General features: G+C 47.4%; 19 protein-coding genes and 1 tRNA gene. 8 read left to right on the top strand and 12 right to left on the bottom strand.

What is annotated here, in order from left to right; translation table 11 throughout:
• Positions 1 to 15: 15 nt before the first annotated feature.
• Positions 16 to 1,059, bottom strand: coding sequence for a C1 family peptidase (locus tag QJS83_RS05925; RefSeq protein WP_284608227.1), 1,044 nt, complete (start codon positions 1,057 to 1,059; stop codon positions 16 to 18).
• A 119-nt stretch (positions 1,060 to 1,178) separates the two neighbouring features.
• Complete coding sequence (locus QJS83_RS05930; protein WP_284608228.1) at positions 1,179 to 1,940, bottom strand: hypothetical protein; 762 nt, start codon at positions 1,938 to 1,940, stop codon at positions 1,179 to 1,181.
• 329 nt (positions 1,941 to 2,269) lie between these two features.
• Here QJS83_RS05930 and QJS83_RS05935 point away from each other — a divergent pair, with 329 nt between their 5' ends.
• From QJS83_RS05935 to QJS83_RS05950, 4 genes are all read left to right on the top strand, one after another.
• Positions 2,270 to 3,223 (top strand): hypothetical protein, encoded by a 954-nt coding sequence (locus tag QJS83_RS05935; protein WP_284608229.1) that lies wholly within the window; start codon positions 2,270 to 2,272, stop codon positions 3,221 to 3,223.
• A 195-nt stretch (positions 3,224 to 3,418) separates the two neighbouring features.
• The gene (locus QJS83_RS05940) at positions 3,419 to 3,679 is read left to right on the top strand and encodes a hypothetical protein (RefSeq protein ID WP_284608230.1); all 261 of its coding nucleotides are present in this window, start codon (positions 3,419 to 3,421) and stop codon (positions 3,677 to 3,679) included.
• Complete coding sequence (locus tag QJS83_RS05945; protein WP_284608231.1) at positions 3,672 to 6,506, top strand: hypothetical protein; 2,835 nt, start codon at positions 3,672 to 3,674, stop codon at positions 6,504 to 6,506. The genes QJS83_RS05940 and QJS83_RS05945 overlap by 8 nt, the downstream gene beginning before the upstream one ends.
• Before the next feature lies 1 nt (position 6,507).
• Entirely contained in the window at positions 6,508 to 8,592 is a 2,085-nt protein-coding gene (locus tag QJS83_RS05950; RefSeq protein ID WP_284608232.1) for an NHL repeat-containing protein, read from the top strand.
• Positions 8,593 to 8,610: 18 nt separating this feature from the next.
• Here the strand turns inward: QJS83_RS05950 and QJS83_RS05955 are convergent, their stop codons facing one another.
• Positions 8,611 to 10,548, bottom strand: a complete 1,938-nt coding sequence (locus QJS83_RS05955) for a sialate O-acetylesterase (protein ID WP_284608233.1) — start codon at positions 10,546 to 10,548, stop codon at positions 8,611 to 8,613.
• Positions 10,549 to 10,854: 306 nt separating this feature from the next.
• Between QJS83_RS05955 and QJS83_RS05960 the strand changes: the two genes are divergently transcribed.
• Complete coding sequence (locus QJS83_RS05960) at positions 10,855 to 12,210, top strand: serine/threonine protein kinase (RefSeq protein WP_284608234.1); 1,356 nt, start codon at positions 10,855 to 10,857, stop codon at positions 12,208 to 12,210.
• A 160-nt stretch (positions 12,211 to 12,370) separates the two neighbouring features.
• Positions 12,371 to 17,248, top strand: coding sequence for a tail fiber domain-containing protein (locus QJS83_RS05965; protein ID WP_284608235.1), 4,878 nt, complete (start codon positions 12,371 to 12,373; stop codon positions 17,246 to 17,248).
• Between the two features lie 185 nt (positions 17,249 to 17,433).
• On the opposite strand, the gene QJS83_RS05970 is transcribed toward QJS83_RS05965, so the two are convergent.
• Together QJS83_RS05970 and QJS83_RS05975 are read right to left on the bottom strand one after the other, a co-directional pair.
• A tRNA-Ala gene (locus QJS83_RS05970) sits at positions 17,434 to 17,509 on the bottom strand.
• Positions 17,510 to 17,664: 155 nt separating this feature from the next.
• The gene (locus QJS83_RS05975; protein WP_284608236.1) at positions 17,665 to 18,180 is read right to left on the bottom strand and encodes a hypothetical protein; all 516 of its coding nucleotides are present in this window, start codon (positions 18,178 to 18,180) and stop codon (positions 17,665 to 17,667) included.
• A 219-nt stretch (positions 18,181 to 18,399) separates the two neighbouring features.
• On the opposite strand from QJS83_RS05975, the gene QJS83_RS05980 reads away from it, so the two are divergent.
• A complete protein-coding gene (locus QJS83_RS05980; protein WP_284608237.1) occupies positions 18,400 to 18,705 on the top strand; it encodes a cupin domain-containing protein in 306 nt (101 codons plus the stop codon).
• Here the strand turns inward: QJS83_RS05980 and QJS83_RS05985 are convergent.
• The gene (locus tag QJS83_RS05985; RefSeq protein WP_284608238.1) at positions 18,702 to 20,012 is read right to left on the bottom strand and encodes a replication-associated recombination protein A; all 1,311 of its coding nucleotides are present in this window, start codon (positions 20,010 to 20,012) and stop codon (positions 18,702 to 18,704) included. The genes QJS83_RS05980 and QJS83_RS05985 overlap by 4 nt on opposite strands.
• A 145-nt stretch (positions 20,013 to 20,157) precedes the next feature.
• Between QJS83_RS05985 and QJS83_RS05990 the strand changes: the two genes are divergently transcribed.
• A complete protein-coding gene (locus tag QJS83_RS05990) occupies positions 20,158 to 20,427 on the top strand; it encodes a hypothetical protein (RefSeq protein WP_284608239.1) in 270 nt (89 codons plus the stop codon).
• Between the two features lie 66 nt (positions 20,428 to 20,493).
• Here QJS83_RS05990 and QJS83_RS05995 read toward each other — a convergent pair whose 3' ends face one another.
• Genes QJS83_RS05995 through pilM form a run of 6 tightly spaced genes read right to left on the bottom strand, consistent with a single transcriptional unit; the run spans position 20,494 to position 26,188 of the window.
• Positions 20,494 to 21,039, bottom strand: coding sequence for a hypothetical protein (locus QJS83_RS05995; RefSeq protein WP_284608240.1), 546 nt, complete (start codon positions 21,037 to 21,039; stop codon positions 20,494 to 20,496).
• A gap of 9 nt (positions 21,040 to 21,048) precedes the next feature.
• Positions 21,049 to 23,208 (bottom strand): type IV pilus secretin PilQ, encoded by a 2,160-nt coding sequence (pilQ, locus tag QJS83_RS06000; protein ID WP_284608241.1) that lies wholly within the window; start codon positions 23,206 to 23,208, stop codon positions 21,049 to 21,051.
• Between the two features lie 23 nt (positions 23,209 to 23,231).
• Complete coding sequence (locus QJS83_RS06005; RefSeq protein WP_284608242.1) at positions 23,232 to 23,939, bottom strand: pilus assembly protein PilP; 708 nt, start codon at positions 23,937 to 23,939, stop codon at positions 23,232 to 23,234.
• The gene (locus QJS83_RS06010) at positions 23,936 to 24,532 is read right to left on the bottom strand and encodes a type IV pilus inner membrane component PilO (RefSeq protein ID WP_284608243.1); all 597 of its coding nucleotides are present in this window, start codon (positions 24,530 to 24,532) and stop codon (positions 23,936 to 23,938) included. The genes QJS83_RS06005 and QJS83_RS06010 overlap by 4 nt, the downstream gene beginning before the upstream one ends.
• Entirely contained in the window at positions 24,525 to 25,136 is a 612-nt protein-coding gene (locus QJS83_RS06015) for a PilN domain-containing protein (protein ID WP_284608244.1), read from the bottom strand. The genes QJS83_RS06010 and QJS83_RS06015 overlap by 8 nt, the downstream gene beginning before the upstream one ends.
• Complete coding sequence (gene pilM / locus QJS83_RS06020; RefSeq protein ID WP_284608245.1) at positions 25,133 to 26,188, bottom strand: type IV pilus assembly protein PilM; 1,056 nt, start codon at positions 26,186 to 26,188, stop codon at positions 25,133 to 25,135. Before pilM ends, QJS83_RS06015 begins: the two co-directional genes overlap by 4 nt.
• Positions 26,189 to 26,366 lie beyond the last annotated feature (178 nt).

Genomic DNA, 26,366 nt, shown 5'->3' on the forward strand with positions numbered 1-26,366 from the left:
CCAAAGCGAAATTATTCACGGAAGAATGTGGGTTGTTGCCGAAATAAATGGAGCGAGTTCCTTCGCTGTAAGCCAGACATTCCCTTTATCGCAGCGATCCGCAGGAAAGCGGCTGGAAGGGCACCATGATGTGCCCCAGGTGTTGCGAAGTTTAAATTCGCATGTTTTTGTCTTGGTATTCCATCTTCGACCGACAATAGAGCTTGCATGGGTAGGCATGCTAGGGCGGACACGAGCGTCATCTCCGAAAATTTTCTGCGCATCATAGGATATAATTGTCGGAATATTTTTACTTAGATTTTTGTTCACCTGAGCCATGTTCGCGCTTGGAGAACCCCATGTTGAAGATGGAAGAAGGGGTTTTGTTAAGGGCATTCTGTTAGAGCAGGAAGCTTCGATTTTACCGAGAACTTTGTTTTTGTTCCCTTTGTTTATAATATCCGTGATGACGCCAGTTAAGTTTGTTAATTCTGAGTCAGAAAAAAAAGGTGGGCATTCAAAGGGTTTCGTTGTGTTTTGCGCTCGAACGTACTCTAAAGCCAGAGACTCATAAATATAGTTTTCTCTTTCTTTGCGAGCTAGAGGCAGCTCGGAAGGCAAATTCCGTTCGGTGCATACTCCCGATTTATTATTATAGGAGAGCAAAGAGAGATCGGACCATCCTCCTTGCATTTGCATGACATTAGACGGGCGATCTTTAAGGGAACTCCATATCATGGCGCTATGATCGTCGTAGAGCTTTCTATTCTCCGACGTAGAGGGAAGTGCTTTCCGAGTCCAGACGTCGTTCAGGATTCTAATAAAATCTTCTCGCTCGTTCTTGTAATACTGTAAGGCGACGTCAAAGGCAGAAACACGATTTGTTGGATCTAGTTTCAAATACTCAGTCATGACGTCGGCACTGGCGAAGGCAAAACACCATCCGATAGAACCTTGGTCTCGTACGGGGCCCATGTGAGTAGAGGCATCAACAGCAGAACAGTCTTTCTTGGAAATTTCTTGGGTGAAGGCGGGGACAGCCATAAGCAATTGAAGCATGGTCAAAAGGCCCAAAATCATTTTCCACTCCCCCTTTTATTGATTCTCGGAAGGATAATGAGAAAACTCAAGGCCCTTTTTAGAGAGTCTGTTCCCAAAAACGCGCGCGCAAGTTTATTGCGTGCGCCTTCGTTTACTTTCTAATTCGCCGCTACTTGGCACGAAGGAATTCCAGTTCTCAAAAGGTCCTTTATATCTGAATTCCTGCCCATGTCATTCTGACGAATTTCTTCAAGAAGAAAAAGTTTAATGAAGTTGCCGAGTTCATCGTTGGCCCTAGGGTCATTTTTGGCGATGAGTAATAGATCGTTGTCCTTTGTTCCTTTTTTTAAAATCTTTCGTGCCACTTCCGCGAAGCTAAATAGCGGGGATCGGTAAACGACGTTTTCGATAAGCGGAGTCAGTTTTAAAACGATCCAATATTGTTCCACTCTATTTACTGCGGCGGTATCGGTTGAAACAACGATTTCGAAACGAATTTTTTGCGTATTGTCCTTCGGAAACTGCGGAATATCCATAGAGAACACTGGAGAGTCGAACGACTCCACGTTTAACTTCAGCAATTCACCTTGCTCATTGTAGAAGCGATAGTTGACTTTGGGGGAAACATGCAAAGCTTGAACACGCGCTAAAGTTTCGTTTTTAGCAACGGCTTCGCGATTCGTATTGGGAGTGTTGCGGGATATGAGATCCGTCACCCCACTCATTTTGAAATTATGGGAATGGCCTTTATAGTCGATAATCTCGAAGCTTGCGCGGTGATATCCTTTTTGCGTGAGTTCTGCTTCCGTTAAAAGATTTGTGACGATGGCGCAGCTTTGGTGCTGAACAGTGGAGGCTGACGGGGCTGCAACAGCGGACGCCGCGCACAGGAAGGCTGTTAAGAACGTAAGACTTTTCATAAAGAACTCCTCTTGGTTAAGTTTCCAATCGAAGGTTCATGTTCCAAGGATTATGCCACTGGAAACTCGCGCTTATTGCACAACCTACATGTTCTAAAAAACGCAGAATATTGAGTTCGGTCGATGAGTAGTGATTAAGGAATATACCTGTGTGACGAGAAATGTGTCTCGTCGAGAGAATAACGAGCATTCTGGAAAATTCAGAACATCTCATTTCATTTTATCTCTCTCGAGCATGTTCTAAATGAACCAGAACATTATCAAAGTTCTAGGTATTTAGTCTGGCCGTTGAGAGGCCGATTTAAATACATGGTTCAAAGGGGGAATGAATGAAACCATTGTTATATACTGCGAGAGCAGTTGCGGTCCTTTTTTTAGGAAGTATGACGGTACTTTCTTTTCAAAACTGTTCACCGCAACAGTTTGCGCCATCTGATGTGGCGTCATTGAAATCTCAAGGCGCTTCAGGTCGTTTTGGGACATCAAACGATGACCCGTCTATGGGCGGTCCTGCGATGCAACTCACGGATAATTCAATCAGTAACGGTTCTATGGTGCTAAGAATTACGCAGACACTTATGAATGCTGAAACGGGAGTGAGAGCCTGCACAGTTCTCGCGACCCAAGCAATGCGCTACTGTACAAGTGATTCTGAATTTCGTGTCATAGGTGGATCCGGCGATTCGTGGCGATACAATAATGTCACACACTCTTATAGCGCGGACTTTAGCGTCGAGGGAGCGGGATGGCCTCACGCTGAATACATCACCCGTTACATCGCGAGTAATGGTGAGAGATATGAGTTCCGTTTTACGCCCAGAATCGTTCAGTCGAATCAACCGGCACCAGCTCCAGCACCGTCGGCGCCTGCTCCAGCACCCGCACCTGCGCCAGCTCCCTCGACGGGTTCTGGTTCAGGATCAACGGATATTTCTGGTGGAGGAGACTGGCCATTGCACTTCTATGATTACTCAACGAGCGATGGCACGAAAGTGCTTCGTGTGACTCAACGTTTTGTCGGAGCCAAAAAATACGCGGGCAGTCCTGTTCTGCGCGGTTGTACGGTGACCGCGGCTCAATCGGGAACTTACTGCATAAATGATTCTGAGTTCCGTGTCATTGGTGGCGCTGGTGATACATGGAAATACGACGCAGCGACAGATACATATTCAGTGGATATGGATGTCTCAGCATATAACTGGCCGCAAACGGTTTACTTCACTCGCTATATTTTTGCGAATGGAAGTCGCGGCGAGTTTTCATGGGCGCCAAGAAAAAGATAGAACTCTAAGTTAAGGTTTATTTTAAAAGGTCCCTGCAGAATTGTGGGGACCTTTTCCTATTTTTATCAACGCATTCGTCATCAGAAAACATTCTGAATAAAACAGAACAATATCAAAGACGAAAGGGTCAAGAAGTGGTGAAGCTCAGTCGATAAAGTATATGAGTTTTCTTTTGGGAGCGGATCGTGAGGGACGATGAAGAAAAGTCATTTTAAAATTATCATTTGCTCTTCTTTACTGTGGTTGTCAGCGTGTTCTTTCGAAGCCAGTATTTCGGGGCTTGAAAGTGAAATAAATCCTTCTTTGGATTCCTTGCAGCGTAAACAGCCTGATTTTGTTTCCGGTGAAGTTGTGACGACTTCAAGTGGTGTCGTTATCACGGGGACTTTTGGGGAGATTTCCGAAACTAAAAAAGTATCCTCTGAGATTACGATCCAAGGGGCCTTTTATGAATAAGATCTTTGTTGTTTTCTTGACCATCAGTTTGTTCACTACCGGAGTTTCCGCACAAACTCATAAAGGAATTAATTTTCAAGGGGTAATAAAAGTCGGGACTGAGTATCCCACACGATCGGGTATTACAATCAACGCACGCATCCTTTCATCAACGGGTTGTATTTTGCGTGAAGAAAGTTTTAGCGGCGTTAACATTTCGAACGGATATATCAATATACCCATCGGCAAGGGGAGTGTTGGAGGTTACGATCCTGGATTGACTCTGGCGCAGGTCATGGACAATTCAAAGATTATCGCAAATGGTCCCTCTCGTCCTGCGGGATTGGTGTGTTTGGATTCTGACGGAGTTGTGGATGGAAGTGTCACCTCGTTTGATCCGTCTCTTTCTGACGGGGTTAGAAAATTTCGCTTAAGTCTGGTGTTGGACAGTATTCCGGTAGTTGCTGATTTCAATATGAGATCTGTGGCTTACGCCGTGAATTCCGAAACAGTCAACGGCAAAAAAGACACCGACTTTGTAAACATCAATTCAGCGCAAGGTGTTTCGCAAGCGAATGTTGAGAGTATTTTCAGTCGTTTTACTCAACTGGATTCGATTTTAAATAATTTCAATCTTGCCGGTACGACGGCGGGAATTAATATCACAGGGAATGCGGCAACAGCGACGACGGCAACAACGGCGACCACAGCAACAAACGTGAGTGGTGTGGTCGCGCTTGCTAATGGTGGTACCGGAGCAAGCACGGCGGCGGCGGCCAGAACGAATTTAGGCTTGGGTGCTTTAGCGACCTTGAATCCCACAGGAACGGCCGACAATACGACATTCTTACGTGGAGATGGAACTTGGACGGCTGTGAATGGCGGAGATATCGCTGGTTTGGGAATGGCGGCGACAAAGGATGCCGGAACCAATGCTGGCAATGTCTTACTGTTGGCAAATTCCAATCAGCTTCCGGCATTGGACGGCAGTTTATTAACGAACGTCGTGGGAACAGATAATACAAAGCTGCCTTTGTCAGGTGGAACAATGAGCGGAGCCATTAATATGGGTGGCAGTGACATTCTTAATATCGGGCACTTGACGATGGCTGCGCAGAAAACTTTGCGTTTGGGAACTTATACAAACGGGCAGCAGGCTTCGCTCGTAGCTACTTTGGATTCGTCCTATAAAGGAACGACTTGGTACAACAGCGAAACAAATAAGATGATGTATTGGGATGGGGCCTCTGCGCTTGCTCTGGGAAATGGAACAGGGAATGTGTCTTCGGTAACGGGAAATGCACCAATAGTTGTCGATAATACTTTGCCTGCGATGCCTGTCATCAGTTTAGGAAATGTGGATGCCAGTAAAATCGCAACAGGAACATTGGCCCCCGCCCGCTTAGGAAACGGCACGGCGGATAGTACAAAATATTTAGCGGGAGATGGAAATTGGACGGCGTTTCCAAGCACCTTGTCTCCTTCAAGTGTTTTTGCGGGTGATGTGAGCGGTACTTCCGCAACGATGAGTGTCGATAAGATTAAAGGTAAAACCGTATCACCTGTGGCGTACTCGGCGGGACAAGTTCTGCGTTATGATGGTACGAATTGGGTGAATGCCGCAATTAATGCAGCGACGGATCTTACGGGAGCTCTTGCTGTTGGTAATGGCGGTACAGGGGCGACGACCGCTGCCGGAGCAAGAACAAATTTGGGATTAGGATCTGCGGCGACAGTCGATGCAGGATCGGCGGCGGGGAATGTTCCTCTTTTAGGTATTGGTGGTTTAGTCGCAAATAAAATTTGTACTTCTGACGGTACAGCGAGTGGAATTATTTGTAGCACGACGATGCCGGCAAGTTCGCAGTGGAGCACCTCAGGAGCAAATATTTACTACAATAGTGGCAACGTGGGTATTGGCACCAGTGCGCCGGAAAACATCCTTGATGTTCGCGGAGCACTCTCCATCGGTACGCTGAACAAGAACGTGACAAATACGAATGCCCAGATTCATTTAAAATCTTCCAGCAACCCGCACCTTCTCCTCGAGAAAGTCGGTTTGACCGTCGCGGGTTTTTCAATCGACGATAGCAAAAACATGCTTATTGCCTCTGAAAGTGGAGGCATAACTTTCCGTACAGGCGTTGTCAACTCAAGCAATTTTACTACGACAGGAACCGAACGCATGCGCATCGACTTGTCGGGTAACGTCGGTATTGGAACCGCGACGCCGTCGTATCCGCTGGATGTGAGAAGTTCTACGGTGACCGCCAATTTTGTTTCCTCTAGTACGAGCAACCCGGCGTCTCTTCGAGTGGGTAACGGACTAAGTCCGGCGGTGCTGGGCATTGAAAATGCTGCTGGCGCCTCTTTGTTTGCAGATACAGCCCCCTTGGCAACGGTCGTCGGCTCCAACAACGCGAGCGCTTTACAGCTGGTCACGAGTGGTCTTGCGCGAGTGAGCGTATTGGGAACTGGGGCGGTCGGTATCGCAACAAGTACTCCTCGTTCAGCTTTGGATGTCAGCGGGACCATCTTGACGAAACCTGCGGCCGACACCGGTGTCGCGAGCACGATAGATTTTTCCTCCGGAAATTTAAAATACACAACACGAGATTGTGGTTCGTATCAGTTTAATAATTTGCAAGATGGCGGTCAGTATTCGTTCGCTGTTCAAGGAACGAACTCGGCCTTGTGTGACTTCACGGCTTTTAGTGACAATGGAATAACTCCCTTGACGGTGCATCTGCCGCCGAATCATACAACAACGACATCAGGCAAACATACGCTATATTCGTTGATGGTGATGGGAACGCATGTATATGTGGCTTGGGTCTCAGGGTACTAATATGATTTACAACCGCACACGACGCCTTCGCATTCTAATCTTATGCTTTCTTTTTAGCTGCGTGAGTTTTAGTCCGGAAGTCCAAGCGCAGTTTTTCAATGCAGCTATATTTCAACAGCTCAACAGTTTGAGGTTGTTGGCGGGTCCCGCCGGGGGACGAGGCTTCAGAGATGGGACTGGGTCTAATGCCAGATTTAATTGGCCTATCGGAATAGCCGTTGATAGCGGCGGAAATATTTATGTGGCAGATCGAGCTAATCACGTCATCCGTAAGATCACACCGGGCGGAGTTGTAACGACGCTGGCAGGAAAGGCGGGCGTCTCAGGCAGCGCGGATGGCGCTGGCTCCGCAGCAAGGTTTAATGCACCACGGGGAATTGCCATTGACAGTGGTGGAACTCTTTATGTGTCGGATTGGTCTAACCACACGATTCGTAAAATAACATCTGCCGGAGTTGTGACGACTTTTGCGGGCTTAGCTGGAAACGCTGGCAGTACGGATGGCACAGGTTCTACTGCAAGGTTCAATGGGCCCCAGGGGATCGCTTTAGATTCTAGCGGGAATGTATATGTGTCTGCATCCAACGCGATTCGAAAAATAACATCCGGCGGAGCTGTAACGACCTTAGCGGGTTCATCGGGGATTTCGGGGTTTGCGGATGGAACGGGTTCTGCGGCGAGGTTTAATTTCCTTGATGGAATCGCCGTTGATAGTGGCGGCAATCTGTATGTGGCTGATAAATGGAATCATGTCATACGAAAGGTGACTCCCGGAGGCGTTGTAACAACGTTTGCAGGTTCCGCGGGAGTTTCAGGCAGTTTGGATGGTACGGGCTCAGCCGCAAGATTTTACAATCCACAAGGAATTTCTGTCGATGGCAGTGGGAATCTATTTGTAACGGATAGTAGTAACAGCACGATTCGCAAAATAACCTCCGCTGGAGTTGTCACGACGATGGCAGGTCTGGCTGGAAGTGCAGATAGTACGGACGGTACAGGTTTCGCAGCAAGGTTTTCTGCGGCAAATGGAATTGCCGTGGATGGCAGTGGAAATATATTTGTGGCTGACGAGGGCAACCACACGATTCGTAAAATCACTTCGGGCGGTGTCGTGACGACCCTCGCCGGATTAGCGGGAGGAGCTGGCAGTGCTGACGATACAGGTTCGGCAGCAAGGTTTAATGCACCCGTGGGAATGGCTATGGACAGTGGTGGAAATATTTATGTGGCTGATAGAGGAAATCATGTAATAAGAAAAATAACATCGGCCGGAGAAGTCACAACGCTCGCCGGATTATCCGGGACTTGGGGAACCACGAACGGGACGGGGTCCGGCGCCAGATTTAGTTCCCCCTATGGCGTGGCCGTTGATAGCAGTGGAAATCTTTTTGTAACGGACAGCAGTAACCACACAATTCGTAAAATAACTTCCGCTGGTGTTGTGACGACGATTGCAGGTCTGGCTGGGAGTATAGGCTATGCGGACGGAGCGGGCTCGAGTGCGAGATTTTTTTATCCCGATGGCGTTGCTGTAGATAATAGCGGGAACATTTATGTGGCAGATACTTATTCTCACACAATACGCAAAATAACCTCAGATGGAGTCGTGACGACCCTTGCAGGTTTGGGGGGAAACCCTGGCAGTACGGATGGAACAGGTGCCGCGGCAAGGTTTAATTATCCTACCGGAGTTGCAGTAGATAACGCGGGAAATGTGTACGTAGCGGATAGAGACAATCATGTGATTCGCAAAATAACCTCAGGTGGAGTGGTCACTACTATAGCAGGTTTGGCGGGAAGCTCTGGCGCTGCTGATGGAACTGGGCCTGCGGCACGGTTTAATAGTCCTTCTGGAATTGCAATCGATAGCGGTGGAAATATTTTTGTGGCGGATACATACAACTACATGGTCCGAAAAATCACTCCCGCCGGACTTGTTACAACAGTCGTCGGGAAAGCGGGGGACTTTGGAAACTATACTGATTTTTTGCCTGCGAGTTTAGGTTCTTGTAGAGGACTGGTAATTCGAGAAGGTCGAATTTTTATTTCATCCGAAAATGCCATTTTCTATTCCACGGGCCCATAAGGGGCCCCGCGAGGAATCTTACGGGCGAGGGAAGTACCGGGCCCACGATCTCTTTTGATTATTCAGTTTATTGACTAAAATCACATCTAAGCCGCGGGCTCGGTAGACGGCGAGGGCGGCCATCGGGATTTTGAAGCTCACGGCTTTTGTGCCATCCTCGCGAGATCTCACTAAGAGTAAATCTTGCGCGGTGATGCGGGGAGCGTAGGCATAATTTTGCGGGTCTCTGACGTACACTTCGTAGTCTGCTGTAAGTGCCGTTACAATCACCCAAAGGCAAAGATTATCGCTGCAACCGGTGCCTTGGCTAATAATCTGCGGATCCGGTGGAGGCGCTGAGGAAGAGTTTGAGGAAGAATCACCATTGGTGATCAGCTGCCAATGGTTCGGCTGGTTGAGCGTTGCCTGCGTTGTCGTTAAACCGTTGCACAGATTCGTAAAATGATCTGCCGTGAAATCTAAAGCCCAAGGACCGTTACATCTTTTCGTCAGTGCGACTGTTCCATTGGGATAATAAATCGTCACCGCTTGTCCTCCTGTGCGAGAAAGACAAAGCTCTCCGATTCTGCACGAGATGTTTCCGGTTCTATTCGTAAAATTGACAAATCGACTTGAGTTGGCGGTTTGTGAAAGAGAGGCGTTGATCGCATTAAACCAACGCTTTGCCATTTCTTTTTGTCCCGCATAGGAGAAGTGCACGCAAGCGCCGACTTCGCCCGGATAACGATATCCTTCTTTCAAATCATCAGACTCGGGTCCCTGATAAATGTTGTTCATTCCCCATAAAGCCTGCTGACTTGCTCTTAAAAGTTGCGAATTGAAAGGTTTTGTTTGCGTAATGCCGATGCAGTTAGGTGTTTCTACTTCGCGACTGAATGTCGTGCGCGCCACAACCCATTTTAGATTCATTCCTAAATCCGTATCCAAAGAGTTTTTCAGTTGCATGAAGCGCGCTGTATAAAGAACCGGAGCGCAAGTGCCCAGGGAGCTCGGCTCGCACTCATTTTCGTAAAGATCGGCTTCGCCTTGATGCCAAAGAATCATCTTGAAGCCGCCGCTTTTTTCGAGAAGGTATTTCGCCGCAAAAAGCAAGCGCGTGTACGGATAATAGTCTTTGTAGACCCAATCAATGCTGGCGCCTGAGTTGAAGGGGGCCGCTCCCGGTTGCCATTGAGAAACTGAGGTTCCACCAATCGCTGTATTTAAAAAGGCCACGGGGACGCCTTGGCTTTGCACCAGATAGTCACCGAGCTCAGGCCAGTTAGAGCCCTGACCTTTCCCATTTAACATTCTTGTTGGAGTTACCGTGGCATAAGGGAGTGGATCCGCGGCCTGTGCCCATGTGTGGGTCTCTGGGTCCGTCATGACGACAAGAGAGCTTTTCGCTGCCGTTTTAACTTCGGCGTGTTGAGCGGCATTGGATTGACCAGCGATGAGATAAATATCACCGACACCAAAAGCCGAAACTCTTGATTTATACATCGTTCTTTGGGAGTCATCGACTTGTGTCAGCTCTAACAAATACCATCCTCCAGCCCGAAGAGCGAAAGGCAGCTGAAGTTCACTTGCAGAATCCGTCGTCGAGTAAGTTCTGTCTATAAGTGTCGCGGAAGGAGACTTTACGACGACGGTAACCCAGCGAATATTTGCGGAAGCTTTTTTAAACTTCAAAGGAACAATGACGGCGTTGTCATAAACGGAACCGTTTAAATTGACGGAACTCTGTCTTTGGAAAACCTGTTTGTTGCGAACATTTAGAATCAGATCATCTGCATAGCGGTACTCATAAGAGGCCGCCTGATAAGGTGTGGTGGTGTCTGCGGCTTCATTGCGAAGTCCTTGAAGGCCTTCATTAGGAAGTGAAGAAAAACTGCTCGCGTTGAGGGATTCTCGGAGTTGGAATCCTCCGCCACAGTTTTGGAAAATCGGCAGAATAGTGATTGATAGAATGAACAATAGAAAAAATCGATTGCAGCTCTGGAAATTCACAAAGATCCCCTTCCCCAAAAAGGATTCTCTATTGTTCGGTACGATGATCCGAAAAGTTGACGTGAAGGACGTATCGTTTTTGGTCAATCGAAAGGATTAATGTTCTAAAAAATTTAGAACATTTTTGACTCATTTGTGGGCTATTTTAAGTATAACGAGACGTCGTGTTCTGTTTTTTGTTCCGGATTTCTAAGGTTCAAAATGGCGTGGATTTTTGAATTTCAGCGCACGCGAAAGACAGCTAAAATAAAGAGACAGGAAAGTAAGAACGAAATGACGCAACTGGGACAATTTCGCATTGTAAGGTCTTTAGCTTCAGGTGGAATGGCAGACATCTTTTTGGTTAAAAAGGTGGGTGGCGATCCATCGCAAACTTTTGTACTCAAGAAGGTTGCGGGTAACGTCAACGACAAATGGTACTATTCTAAGCTCTTCCTGCGCGAGGCAAAACTTTCACTCTCGTTAACGCATAAAAATCTTGTTCGCACTTTTGAGATGGGTGCGCACGGCGATGATTTGTACTTGATTCAGGAATATATCAATGGCGTGAATCTCCGCGATGTGACCAGAGTGAGTGAAGCTATCTCTGTGAAGATTCCACTCGAAATGACCTATTATCTTATGACAGAGATCGCATTGGGGCTTTCCTACATGCACGGCGAGGTGCCGGGTCCACAAAATCAGGTGTTCGTGCATCGCGATTTAAGCCCGCATAATATTATGCTAAGCCGGGACGGCGAAGTGAAAATTATCGACTTCGGTATTTCGAAATCCTATACCAGCGAGTCATTGACTCAAGTTGGGGCCGTGCGAGGAAAGTATTCCTATATGAGTCCCGAGCAAATTCAGGGAGCTTCATTGACAGCGGCGTCAGATATTTTTGGTTTAGGCATTATTTTTTACGAGTTGCTTACGGGAAAGCGTTTTTTCGGAACTGTAAACGAAGTTGAGATCGTGCGAATACTGGATGCTTGGTCCGATGCAAATGTCGAAGAAAAGCTCATGGATGTTAGCGGTGAAGACCAGGAGATTCTGCGCCGGATGATAGCACCGGACTTCAAGGATCGCGCGTCTTCATCGCAATTAACAAAACTATTTGCGGGTCGCTTGAAGGCTTTGAACGATAAATATGATAAGGCGTCTTTTGCTCTGTCGTTGCGGGAACTGGTCGGAGACGCGCCGGATCTGGAGTCGGATGCCAGTGTCCCTGTGGCGACTCACGAAGCCATCTCATTAAATCAAATCACTTTATATGATGTGTTGACTCGGCAAGAAAAGAAGACGAGCGCCATTCCATTATTCATGATTCTCATTGGGATGGCCGTCGCAGGGCTGCATTATTGGAAATACAAACAGGAGGAGTTTGCGGAGCAGAAGAGGTCTCTGGCGGCAGTGGCTCCTCCGCAAAAAAAATCCATGCTGATGAACTTTCGCAACTTCAGCAATGAATTCGTTAAAATTTTTGTAAATAACGAAGTCATAGAAGGTTCAAAAGTGAAAACGGGTTTCAAGGTCTACGACGGGGATACTCTTGTTATTAAGTACTATTCACATGAAAAGAATAAGTGGCTGAGCCAACAAGTCGTTGTAGACACCTCAAAACCTCTCAATCTCGTATTAGATTTATAAGTACTTATAAATTGATGTTCTGGAAAATTCAGAACACTTCAATTCATGAAGTTTCGCTATTCTGTTTTTATTAGAACATTATCTTTCTTGACGGGATCTTAATCATATTTAGCGCACTGAAAAGAACTCCGAAATAGATTCATAACTTAGGAGCTCGCCGATGTGCGCACGTTTTCTGACATTCTTTCTCCTATATTTTTTTATTGCGTCAGTACAGGCTGCAGGGCCGGTCGCATCTTCGGGGTCTCTGACTTACCAAGGTCGTATTTTAAAGTCTGACGGAACGTCCTTTGAAAACTCCAACGTCTCTTTTGTATTTCAGATTTTGGATCCTTCCGGTCAGTGTGTTGTTTACCAAGAGCAAGTTAACGGTATTAATATGAGTCAGTCCCGTGGTGTCTTTGACGTTCCTATTGGGATGGGCTCCATTCAATACATCACGGGGACGGGCGCCTCTTCAGTCGTAGATGTTTTCAATAATGATGCAAGTATTGGTTACTATTGCGGGGCTTGTTCGAGTTCAGGAAATTCTTATAACTGTTCGGCAACGACCACTCCATATAATCCTATCGCCGCTGATGGACGACTCTTGCGGGTTGCTTTTTATGATGGAACGGGTTGGCAGACGATCACGCCCGATAATGTGATTCGCTCCGTCCCCTATGCCGGATTTTCTTTATCGGCACAAAAATTGGGAAAAAATTCCGTCGCGGACTTCGTATTAAAGAATGATGTGAATAACTCGGGAGCGGGAAGTGTTTCTTGTGACGGCGGGAAGTTTTTAACTTGGGATGCGGCAACGAAAAAGTTTGGATGCGCGGCCGTTGGCGGAGCCAATGGTGGCACTGTGACAAGCATCACTGCCGGAGTGGGGCTTAACGGTGGCACCATTACTAGCAGTGGAACTATTGATTTGGCAACGACGAGTGTGACAAGTGGAACATATGGATCCGCAACGCAAGTGCCCGTGATCCAAGTGGACTCTTATGGCCGTATTACATCGGCTGTAAGTACGACCATCGCTGGGGTTTCTCCAGGCGGAGCCGCCGGAGGCGACCTTTCAGGAAATTACCCTAATCCCACAGTCGGAGCGCTGAGCGGAAAACCTCTGACGATCACGTCGGCCTCGAGTGGGCAATTTCTGAAATATGATGGAGCGAATTGGGTCAATGCCGCTATTCAACAATCCGATGTTGCAAATCTTGCGACGACGTTGGGTGGTTACGTTTCTTATTCAAGCATTCCAACCTGCAACTCTGCAAACACGACTCTGACCTTTGTATCGGCGACGGACACTTTTTCTTGCACGGCCATTGCAATCGCAGGTTCGAAAGTTTCTGGCGATATCGCAGGCAATGCCAGTGGATTTACGGGTGCTCTTGCTGGTGATGTGACGGGGACACAGGGGGCCACTGTGGTTGGCGCAATTCAGGGAAAAGCCGTTGCGACGACAGTGCCGACGACAAATCAAGTTTTACAATTTGATGGTTCGCAATGGACTCCTGCGACGATCTCGACGGCGCCAAGCGGAGCTGCTGGTGGAGATTTAACTGGAACCTATCCAAATCCTACTTTGAGTCCGATTGTTGTCGCAGGAACAGGAACAAAAATTACTTACGATACCAAAGGTCGTGTGACTGCTTCAGCCTCATTAGTGGCGGGTGATATTCCGTCTCTTGACTGGAGTAAAATCGCAACGGGTAAACCCACAACACTTACGGGTTATGGAATTGGTGACGCTATTAAGAACGGCGGTGGTATCGGAGCTATTACTTCGGGAACTGATGCAAGCAAGTCTTCGCTGACGCCTGCTTCGGGAGATCTTTTTGTCGCAACAGATACGCAAAAAATTTATCGCTATAATGGTTCTGCTTGGGATTTAATGAGTTCCGCGTCCGGGTCTGGTGGAACGATTACGGGTGTTACGGCGGGTGCAGGACTTTCCGGAGGCGGAACTTCCGGCAATGTGACTTTGAATGTAAACGTGGGAACGAATGCAAATGAGATCGTTCAACTAGATACCTCTTCAAGGCTTCCGGCTGTGGATGCGAGTCTCTTAACGAATTTGCAGGCGGCACAAATTCCGAACTTAGACGTTTCAAAAATCACTACCGGAGTTTTGCCAGTCATTCGCGGCGGTACGGGGCAATCTACTTATACTGACGGTCAGTTGTTAATTGGTAATACAGCGACGAACGGTCTCTCGAAGGCGACCTTAAGCGCGGGCGCTGGAGTGTCCATTACGAACGGAAATGGTTCTATCACAATTAGCGCGACAGGTTCCGGCGGGACTGTCACTTCGGTTTCAGGCTCATCTCCGATCAATGTGGCGACGGGAACATCAACGCCGATGATTTCTTTGGCGAATGGTTCAGCAGTAGGACAGGTGTATCGTTGGGATGGAGCAAGCGCATGGGTCGCAACGAAACTTTTTTATACAGACCTTATCAATGTTGCGAGTGGAAGTCCTTGGCCTGCGTCTTCTTGTACAGCGGGACAAGCAGTGACGTGGAGTTCTGCGACGGATAGTTTTTCTTGCACAACATTATCTATTGCAGCAACTCAACTCACGGGAACATTGGTTGCCGCACAGATGCCTGCATTGAGCGGAGATGTGACATCTGCTGCGGGCTCAACGACTTTAACTCTTGCAACATCCGGCGTGACAGCAGGAACTTATAAGTCTGTGACAGTCGATGCGAAGGGCAGAGTTACTGCTGGAACAAATCCTACGACTCTTTCCGGTTACGGCATCACGGATGCTGTTAAAAATGCGGGAAGTGGGGCTGGCAATGTGGTCACAAGTATACAATCGGGAAATACGGCGGGAAGACCCGCAGCAGGTACCGATGGAAGACTCTATTTAGATACACAAGCTGGAATAATCTACCGCGATAACGGAGCAAGTTGGACGACAGTCGCTTCAAGCGCAGGAACAGGTATTTCAGCATTGACTGGCGACGTAACGGCATCAGGAACAGGTTCCGTTGCTGCAACAGTTGGTAAAGTGAATGGTGTAACGTATCCTTCAGGACCCTCCACAAATACAGTTCCTGTTGTCACTGGTGCAAACACAGTGACCTATCAAACAGTGCCATTGGCAGCAGGTGGTACAGGCGCGACGACAGCTGCAGGCGCAAGAACGAATTTAGGACTTGGTTCAGCAGCAACTGTGAATACGGGATCAGCGGCGGGGAATATTCCTGTCTTGGGAGTTGGCGGATTAGTCGCAAATAAAATTTGTACTTCCGACGGAACGGCGAGCGGAATCATTTGTAGCACGACGATGCCGGTGAGTTCGCAATGGATCGCCTCTGGATCTGATATTTACTATAGTGCCGGAAAAGTGGGCGTGGGTGTTACAGCTCCCAGTGCACCTCTTCACGTGAATGGAAATGCGACCGATGGTAATTTTGATCCTAGCAAGGGTCTATTAATCAGCGGCGGTTCTTGGCCTAATTTAAACAGCTCTCTCACTCTTGCATACGGGGGAAAATATTCTACGGGTTCTTCTTTAGGGGCTCAGTTTGCTTTAATCGGCGTTAATACTAAGTACGACAGCGCGGCCGACACTTTGAAGCGTCAGGGAGTGGATTCTTCGCGTGAAAGCTCTATGGCTATCACGATGAATCCATATTCGAATCAAACGGGCGGATACAGAATGGGATTTTGGCTTGGTGCTGGCGGCGATCCTTCCGAACGCATGGTTATCACCGGTTCCGGAAACGTGGGAATTGGAACGACGTCTCCGGCGTTCAAACTCGAAATCTCCGGCGCTTCGCCTGCTGATCAGAAAATCGGAATTGATGGACGACAAACCGTATACTTGCCGTCTCAAGGAGCATTTGCTGGCTCTCTTTTTCTAGGAGATGGAGGCGAAAATCTTCTTAACACTGACGGTAGTGAAGGATTAGCGAATACGGGGCTTGGCGTTAGTGCACTGTATTCAATTACGAAAGGTAGTTACAATCTGGCCGGTGGTTACCAAGCACTTTACTCGAATACAACCGGTTCTTATAACGTAGCTTTAGGTCCTTTGGCTCTATTATCTAATTCGACGGGCGGTATCAATACGGCCACCGGGGGCTATTCGCTTATGCTCAATACAACCGGTAATCTCAATGTTGCGAATGGGTTTTCTTCACTCAACAATAATACGACCGGTAGCGGAAATGCCGGGATCGGAACTTACTCGCTTTATCGTAATACAGAAGGTGTAAACAATGTCGCGGTGGGAACGCAGACGCTTTACAACAATACGATAGGCAATGGAAACACGGCCATTGGAAATGGCAGTCTGGTAAACGTAACATCGGGTTCAAGTAACATAGGCTTGGGGCGTGGCTCTGGTTCGGCAATTTCAACGGGAAACGCCAACGTCATCATAGGATCTGATGATGGAACTTCCATTGCGACGCTTTCAAATTATGTTTTGATAGCAGACGGTGTTGGCAACCGCAGAATCACTATTGATAACACCGGTAAGGTCGGTGTAGGGATCACAAGTCCCGGACAGGCACTTGACGTGTCAGGAAATATTAAAACCAGTGGTTGCTTGTATTACGCAAGTTCCTCGTTGGGAACCTGTGCTTCAGACGTAAGAATCAAAAAAGACGTTCACGCGTTCGATTTAGGTTTGGAAAGTTTATTAGGGATTCGTCCAGTGTCGTTTAAATATAATGGCCTGGCTGGTTATCCGGATAATGGTCAGAGTCAGTTAGGTGTGATTGCCCAAGATGTTGAAAAAGTGGCGCCGACCTTAGTGAAAAAACAAATGGTGCAGTTGCGTGCTGGTGACAAGAAGAAAACAGAAATTAAAGTGGTGGACTATGGAGCTTTCACCTACGTCATTATCAATGCGGTGAAAGACATGTACCAACGTTTCACAGAGCGATTTGACTCTCAGGACCGGTCCATCGCTTCGATAAAATCAGAAAACGAAGAAATTAAAATTCAAAACATGCAGTTGAAAAACGAGAATTCAGCGATTAGGGACTACCTTTGCAAGAAGGACCCTGCGGCTCCGTTCTGCAAATGAAACCTATAAAGCGAAACGACCAGAGGGCCTGGTCGTATTCAGTTTTCAAAGAGCGAAAAATTTCATCGCAAATTTTGCTTCGTTGCCGAAGCGCGAGGAACCAATCTTAATGATTTTTTTGTCCCCGTCAATGTTCTTTCTTTATTTTTTTTCAGTTCCGACGAACGTCATGAAATAAAGAAAATTGGTGGAGGCAACAGGGATCGAACCTGCGACCTTCTGAATGCAAATCAGATGCTCTCCCAGCTGAGCTATGCCCCCGAACAAAGTGGAGCTGTTTTCTCGTAACGGCCCAAAAAGGTCAATAGCTTTTTTTCGAAAATTTAATAACTCACCGGAAGTTGCACAATAAATAAACCGAGGACTGGGCCTCGGTCTAGATTGAACTCGACTTAAGTCTTTGGATTTATTGAAGCTTAAGCGCTAGCCTTCAATTTTGACGCAAGAAGTCTGTTGAGCCACTTTCTTTCAAAAGAAAGATCAAACCCCACCTTCTCACCACCAGAAATAATAGCCATATATACTTTTTTAAGGATCTCTACCTCTGTATCTAGGCCGTTATCTGCCCCTAGAGACTCCTCAATAGCCTCAAATACACTCACTAAATCCGGTGTCGTTACTACTTTAGGAATACGACCCATATCTAGACCCAATGTCTCTTGCGGCTTGAAACCAACCAGAGTTTCCGTGAGAAGAACTTTTGTTCCGTTTTTAAAATTCACCTGAATAAAAGGTTTTCCCTCAGAGTCTGCGCGATGAAGAACTTCACTCACGTCTTGCGTGTTAAAGGAGAATACTTTTCCGTCGAGATCTTGACGAATTTGCACTCGGCCTGACTCATTGATCTTCGCTCGAAGACCCTTGGAGGCATCGACAAAATTCAAGATGTGATCTAATTCCGCATGTGTCGACTTCGCTTTAGAACTGCTCAAAATACCCTCCCCTACTTAAAGGGATTTTCTTTACACTAGAGGTATCGACAATCCATAAAAGGACTTAACGAGAAAACAAAAAAAGATGAGAATCCAGCCTCTTAGCCTGTCGCAATTTGAAAAATAATTGCGATAATGTTTCAAGGCGAGATTCCGTCGGCGGCGTGACTTGTATTGGCTGTGCCGATTTGAGATAAAGATTTTGAAAGAGGCAGCACTATGATCATCACACGTTGGCAAGCACCGATTGTTCCCAGCAAAGAACAAGTTCACATGATTCTTGAGTCTGAAGGCTTAGAGCCTTTTGATGAAGTGTATGATCCGCAAATGAAAGTGTCTGATCATCGCCATCCCTTTGCCGAAGTGCGCGTGATTGTTGCGGGAGAAATGATCTTTAATATTTCGGGAAATCAGTTTGTTCTTCGTCCCGGCGATCGCGTGGAAATTCCTGCCAATACCAAGCACTCCCATGTGGCTCAGGGAGCTGCACAGTGCGTTTGCGTGTGCGCACAAAGAGCGATCTAAGTTTTTCCCGAACCCTTCATCCAGTTCAAATATTCACGAATGTTTTTTTCGAATCCGCGCGTGGTCGGCTCATAAAGCTGTGCATCGGCCACTTCCTCGGGAAGATAAGACTGCTCGGTCCATCCTGTTGGGAAATTGTGCGGATATTTATAGTCTCGACCGTAACCCATATCTTTTGCCATCGCTGTCTTTGCGGAACGTAAATGCAACGGCACCGGCAGAGTGCGTGTTTTATCCACCAATTCGCGAGCTTTGTTGAGGGCCATGTAAGAGGCGTTCGATTTTGGACATGAAGCTAAATAAGTCGTCACTTGAGAAAGCGTGATCGCTCCTTCAGGCAAACCAATAGCTTCGACCGCCTGCAAGCCAGAAACAGCGACCGAAATCGCGCGCGGATCCGCGTTGCCTATGTCTTCGGAGGCCAAGATGATCAAACGACGCGCGATAAAAATAGGATCTTCCCCACCATCAAGCATGCGCGCCAGATAATAAACGGCGGCGTCGGGGTCGCTCCCGCGAACACTTTTGATGAAAGCCGAGATAAGATCGTAGTGCATCTCGGAGCTTTTGTCGTAACCGATGGGATTCTGCTGAAGAAGCTCTCGCATATCATTGACGTCGAGAAGCGCGCCGTCTTTTTCGTCTTTCGTGAAAGTATACAGAATTTCGAGACTGTTGATCAGGCGGCGAGCGTCTCCGTCGGAATATTCGATCAAATTTGTGATGGCCTCAGCTGTAAGAATCTTATTAAGCGGTTTACTGTAGTGCACTTCCGCTCTATGGATGATTTTACGCAGATCTTGATCGGAAAGTCGTTCGAACACGACGACACGACACCGGCTTAAAAGAGCGCGATTAAGTTCATAGCTTGGATTTTCGGTCGTTGCGCCGACAAGAACGATATCCCCTTTTTCTACAAATGGAAGCAAGACATCCTGCTGAGCTTTGTTGAAACGATGGATTTCATCCACGAAAAGAACCGTTTTCTGCTGATACTGCAGACGACGATCTTTTCCCGACTCACCGACTTCGCGCAAAGCCTTTGCCCCCGTATCGACAGCGTTCAAGTTCACGAAATGGGCATTAAAGTGCTGTGATAAAGCCAAGGCGAAAGTCGTTTTACCTGTTCCCGGAGGCCCCCAAATAATGAGACTCGGCAAATAGCCTTTTCGCAACATTTGGCCCAACTTTGCCTGCGGGCCTAAAGTTTTTTCCTGTCCAAAAATCTCGTCCAAGTTTTTCGGACGAAGAACTTCAGACAAAGGCGACGAACTTAAGGCTGCAGAAGAGGAGGAAAACAAATCCATAAAGGCTTTTATAGAGGAGGACTTGGCGCAGGTCATGTAGATTTCAATGCGCACGATTTGAATCCGCGCAGGAGGCTGTAATTATACAGTATTTGCCTGTTTGCCAATGCGCTTCAGAGGTTTTAGTTCTGAAACAGGAGGCCTTATGAAAAAGCTCAGTTTGGCAGGCATGGGTTTGCTGACCATTATCACGGGAATTGCCATTGCGATGGAGCCTTCTAAAAATGAACTCGCTCCTTTTGTCACGGGAGCCTTTAGCGATGGTACGACGGTGGAAACCCTTTCAGTGGCTCTAGAAAATCGGGCCACATCTGTTATCTATCAAATTAAACAAACGAATGGAGTTGTTTGTTACGCCCTGGCAGGAATAGGAAATGCGACCATCAACAATCCTTCTGTTTTTTGCGTAAAATGATAACGGCTTTAAATAAAAAAGGACCGAGACAACCCGGTCCTTTTTTCAAATTATAAACGTCGCGAATTAGAAGTTCTGAATAGTAATAACTGTGGAGGTCTTAACAGGGACTTCGTTCTGAGCGGCGTCTCTTTCAAGACCAAAGATTTCCATTGTTCCTGACGCTGTAAAAGGAGTAGTTGCCGCAATACCGCCGCAGTAAAGAGCGCAGTCTGTCTGAAAGGTCGCTGTTCCTGCAGGAATAAGCGCTTCTCTTGTTGTACTGTCGTACCAAGATCCTCGAAGCGCTGAAAGATTGTCGCCCCCGACTTCACAAGAAAGAGGTGTTGAGCTGCCGGGAATCGGGATTGAAATTCGAATGAATGAAATCACAAGAGTTTTCGTCGTATCTTGTCGATTAAATGTGATGACGGGAATACGGAAGTAACTCGGAGAAATATCTGGAGTGGGCACGTCGTTTCCAGCATTTTCCTTCGCAAGACAGCTCACTGCTGATGCGGGGATAAGTGGATAGGCAGAAGAGCTGATAGAAACCTCAACATTGCCTTCTTCGCCGGAACAACCGGAGAGCAGCATGGGGGCCATTAAGAGCGTAATCAAAATACGTTTCATAGTCGCTCCTTAGAAGTCTTGTGTCGTAGGTGTCGAATTGTTTTGATCAACCTGGCCCATAATTCTTGGCGTGAGGAAGATCAAAAGTTCCGATTTTTCCTTACTGATGTTCTTAGTCTTGAACAAATAACTAATAAAAGGAAGTTCACGGAACCAAGGAACACCAGCTTCACCGTCCGTCGCGTCGCTTTGGTAAATACCACCGATAACAGCCGTTTGCCCGTTTTTCACAAGGACACGAGTGTTCGCTTCACGGCTGTTAACCGCAAAAGCACCCTGACCGGCACTACTCACGTCGGCGCCCCGGAACTGTCTGTTCACAAGCACTTTCATTATAACAGATCCATCGGCTGTTACCTGAGGGGTCACCTCAAGTTTCAAAGTCAATGGCTTGAACTGGAACGTCTCTTGTGTCGCTGTTCCATTTTGAGTCACTTGACGAACCGGAACCTCGGTCGTCTGATTGATGTCGGCTTTCTCGTTTGTCATAGTCATGATTCGCGGAGCAGAGATGATTTTGACTTGCTCTTCGCTTTCAGACAAAGCCAATGCCGCTGTCAAAGTTCCGAAGATATCCAAGGTACCCAACGTCAAATTCAGGTTGAAGTTACCGTTGTTACCCGCACCAGGATTCACGTTAAAGCTTGGATTCATATTCACTGGGCCACGAGCTGTATTACCCAATTTGATTGGAGCTCCTGTGGCACCCCAATTGATACCAATATTTCTTGTGAAGCTTTCTTTGGCTTCGACGATTTTGCCTTCGATGAGGACTTGGGCTGGTTGGGTGTCGAGGCTGGCGATGAGTTTTGCGGCGCGCTCGAGGTTTTCTTCAATGTCTGTGACGACAAGAGCGTTTGTGCGGACGTCACCGACCACGCGGCCACGGTCACCCAAGAAATCTTTGATTTTCTTTTCCAGCTCGTCGACACGCGCGTAGCTTACTGGGAACATGCGAACTTTCAATGGTTCGACGTTCTTACGAGCTTGCGCAAGTTTCGTCGCATCGTCTTCCTCGGCCTTCAGGTCTTGAAGAGGAGCAATACGAAGAACGTTCCCTTGACGAGTATAACCCAGCTTTTTAGCTTTCATGATAACAACCAAAGCTTGGTCCCAAGGCACCTGGCGAAGTTTCAAACTGACCGCGCCTTTAACGTCTTCAGAAATCACCATGTTGACGCCGCTCTCTTCAGTAATGAAGTTCAAAGCGTCGCGAATATCCATATTGTTAGTTTCGATCGAAATTTTCTTTCCGTAGAACTTCGTGTTCCCCGCCAAGAACTCTGTCAGATTTTGGCTTGGCAGGATATTTCCATCGTTCATGTCGACGTTTGGAGAATCCGCTTGCGCCACTTGCGAAGCCGCCGCAGCCGAACCGTTGGCCACGATCAAAAGGCTGTTGCCTTCGGCCTGAACCGTCGGTTCACCCACGCCTTCGCGCAATTGGATCACGAAACGCGCTGTTGTAGAACCAGGATTTTGATAGGCGTCGATCGCACCCACACTGCCTTTAATATCGCGTGTATTCAAAGATCTTTTCAAACGATCAGGCAAGTTCGCATTATCAACTTCAACGATAAACTGGCGAAGATCTGGATTTGAACGAGTCGTGAACGTCACAGGCTTGTCCGCTTGCACGACAACGGTACCGCCCGTCTCATTTGCTTTAAACTGCAGATCCGTGATATTCGCAGGAACACCCACCGGCTGTGTTGCGACAGGTGTTGTTTCGACAGGAACTGGTGTTGTTTCTGTGATTGTCGGCTCCGGAGTCGTCTCTGGAATTGTTGTTTCAGGTGCAGGTGCCGGAGCGTCCGCAACTGTCGTGTCGGCAAAGGGGTCCTCCGTCGGAGAGGTCTCTACAGGAGCTGGCTCTGCAGGCGGAACCTCTTGAGCAGCTTGCTGGTCACCACCCGCTTGATTCACTTCATCTTCAATCGCAAGATCTTGATCGGCTTGAGTTGGAGCCGGTTCTTGCGCTTGTTGCTGGTCAACATCGGTTTCTTCGAAGTCAGCGAAATCGTCTTGAGGACCGGATTCAGCAGGAGCCGACTCCGTGGAAGATTCCATACCATCCAATGCCAAATCATCCTCGACAGGCTGACTTGCACAAGAGGTCAACGATGCAATCATTGCAGTAAGGATAAAAAATCTAATGAATCCGTTCATTAGCTCCTCCAATTAAAAAAGTACTACTTCTTGAGCTCCAAGACGCGAGATTCTTTGAACGACTTACCGTCATCGTAACGAGTTTCTACGACAACGACTTCTCCCTCGCGAATGACCGCGACATATCCTTCTGCGCGACCAATCTTGGCATTTTTTGTAACCGTAAACACAGCCCCATCTGGATCTCTGATCATCGCACGCGGCGTGCGTACGTCCCAAAGAATTCCAACAACCTGCAAACGATCAAGTTCCCAACGTTGCAATGGTTCTACTTTTTCCATTGGCTTCGCCGGGTCGATTGCCACAGGTCTGACAGTTCGGAAAGGTTTGAACGGGTCTCTCTTTCCTGTCGGGTCATAAATATATCCATCTTGCTGAACAATGCCTGGAACCGGTGCTGGAGGAGGCGCTGTCATCGCATCACCAATCGGAGCATCCATCGGCGGCGGAGGTACTTGTTGTTGTGTACCTTGAGCCGCAGGAGGAACTCCTTCCATAGGTGGAGCTGTCGGCGGCGGCGGCGTAGTTCCCTGTGCAGGCGGAGGTGTTGTTCCTGCCGGCGGCACTTGCGTTTGTTCAACCTCTTTCATGAAATCAGGAGGCAAATCACCGTTCGCCGGAGTCTCTTGCGAATACGCCGGCGCCATGAACTTCATGCTGACTGCAAAAGCCAGCCAAAGTCCCAATGAAGCTACTACAATGTAAGATACCATCCATCTTACAGATTTCACTGCGGCGTCTCCGTGCCCTCAGGCTTTTTCTTTTCTTCAGGAGCTAATTTGTAACCAACTACTTGGCCTTCAAATTTCAGTTTCTTAGATCCTGGTTCACTTTCCGTAATAATCACGTTCTTAACACGAGCCATTCTTTCAGCTGTTGATACGAGGTAAGTGAATTGTGCGAGCTCTGCATAATTCCCCTCAAGGCCCACTTCAACGGGCACTTCTTCAACGACTTCTTTTTTAATATTCTCGCCCGGTTTTTTCGACTTCACGCTGACACCCGCATTACGGGCGAAATCATCAATCGCTTTATTGATATCGATGGAGAATAAAACCGAAGGAAGACGACGGGAAATCTCTTGATACTTCTGACTGAGTTGACCGACTTTTTCCTGCATTTCCTGCACTTGTTTCAAAGTCGCATCCGTGTCTTTCTTCTTGTTTTCTTCCACTTGCAATTCTTGGCTGATCGACGCAATTTGCGCATCAATTGCCGAGCCGTCATTGTAAAGCGCATACCAATAGAAGGCCGTCAGTCCCAGACCGATAATGAGGATCTTTCCTACTTGTTGTGCTGCGAGAGTTTCAAAAAACTTATTCATTTGGTCTCTCCAACAAACAACTGATCTCGAATTTTTTCAGTGTCGACCCTTCTTGCGTCACTTCACTGGAACTCACAAGGTTGACGTCCATTAAGAAAACACTCTTCGTCAAAGCTTCCAAGAACGAAGACACTTCAAAGTCACTCAATGCAAGACCTTGAATGTTCACACGCTCCGGATTGATTTGAATACGTGTGACCCAAGCTTTTTCGGGAATCACGGACTGGAGCAAATCCAACACGCGGATTTCCCTTTGACGGTCTTTGGAGATTTTTTCCAAAGCGGCGATACGCGCCTCCATCAAAGCTTCGTCTTCTTTAAACTTTTTAATTTCCGCAACGGAAGCCGCCGCACGCGCGTTGTAGTTTTGCAACTCTGTCAGCACTTGCTGTTTTGAATTCAAATCAGCCTGTTTCTGCGGAATATTTTGATTTTCGTAAATATAAAGAGCCAGCGGCCCCACCAAAAGAAGGACCAAACGCTTCAGGGCCTCTTTACGAACTTCATCAGGAGCCAAGAAAGTCTCAGATGAAATTCCTAGAGAAGAACTTAAAGCGGCGGAACTGCCAATGGATGCTGAAGACGCAAGATTGATTTTAATCATGTCGCATCCCCCACCGCACGCAATGCCAAACCTGTCACAACACCGGCAAAAGAACTGATCTGATCAAGATATTCCGGAGAGAATTTTTTCGGATTTGCTTTCACGCGCAAGAACGGATTGAACGGCTCCATGAGGATGCCTGTCACACGTGAAACCGTTTCAGTCAGTCCCGACGTCGCGGAACTTCCACCCGTATAAAAACATCTGTTCAGAACCAGACCGTTTGTTGTAGCGCTGAGGAAGTCCAAGCTGCTGCGAATCTCTTCAGTAACGGCTTCATTCGTTGCACTGATGATACTGTGAACTTCATCAGGAACTTCGCGGCGAGAGATCGCACTCAGTTTTAAAGCTTCCGCCTCTGCCACGGTCACGCCCATCGCTTTATGGATTTCGTTCGTGTAGTTCGCGCCGCCAACCGGGATATCGCGGCAGAAAATAACTTCGCCGTTTTGTACGACCACGAAGTTCGTGATGGAAGCGCCGAAGTTCAAGATACCGACGACTTCGCCTGGGACTTTTCCGTAATTGAGTTCAAAAGCATTGGCGAGAGCGAAACCGCTCACATCAAGAACGCCGCAAGACAAACCGCTGACTTCAATCACTTGCGTGTACTGAGTGACAAGCTCGTTTTGCGCCGCAATCAACAAAATATCCATCGTGTCTGGAGAACTACTGCCCGCCAGAATGTGATGGGCCAGACTGATATTGTTGATATCAAAAGGAATGTATTGTTCAGCCTCAAAACGGATTTGATCTTTGATGAGCTTTCGATCCATTTTCGGAATCGTGATCTTCTTCACGATGACGGCCGTTCCCCACATCGCCGTGGCGATACTCTTACGTTTTGATTTTACTTCATTAATCAGAGATTGAATCGCGAGGCCGACAGAGGGGATATCAACAATCTCACCACCAGAAACAGCGTTTGGCGGCGTCGGCGCAAAACCAAAAGAAAGCAGCTGGGCTCCTTTGCCATTGAAGTCCATCTCAGCCAATTTAATAGAACTCGTTCCGATATCGAGTCCAATCACTTTCTTCGATTTAAAAAACACTTCGTCGATTCCCCAGTTGCATCCGCTCGCGATGACTTTTGCAAAGACCAACGTCTTTAGACACAGGTCCTAAATAATAAAATTATTTCTGCTTGCTCTGTGAATGTCAAATAAGGGTCTAGCTTATTCCAAGCTACATAAAGGGTCTGGCCTGTGCCCAACCATAGTCCTGCAAGTT

Origin of the sequence: Bdellovibrio sp. 22V, from assembly GCF_030169785.1 — a bacterium.
Taxonomy (GTDB): domain Bacteria; phylum Bdellovibrionota; class Bdellovibrionia; order Bdellovibrionales; family Bdellovibrionaceae; genus Bdellovibrio.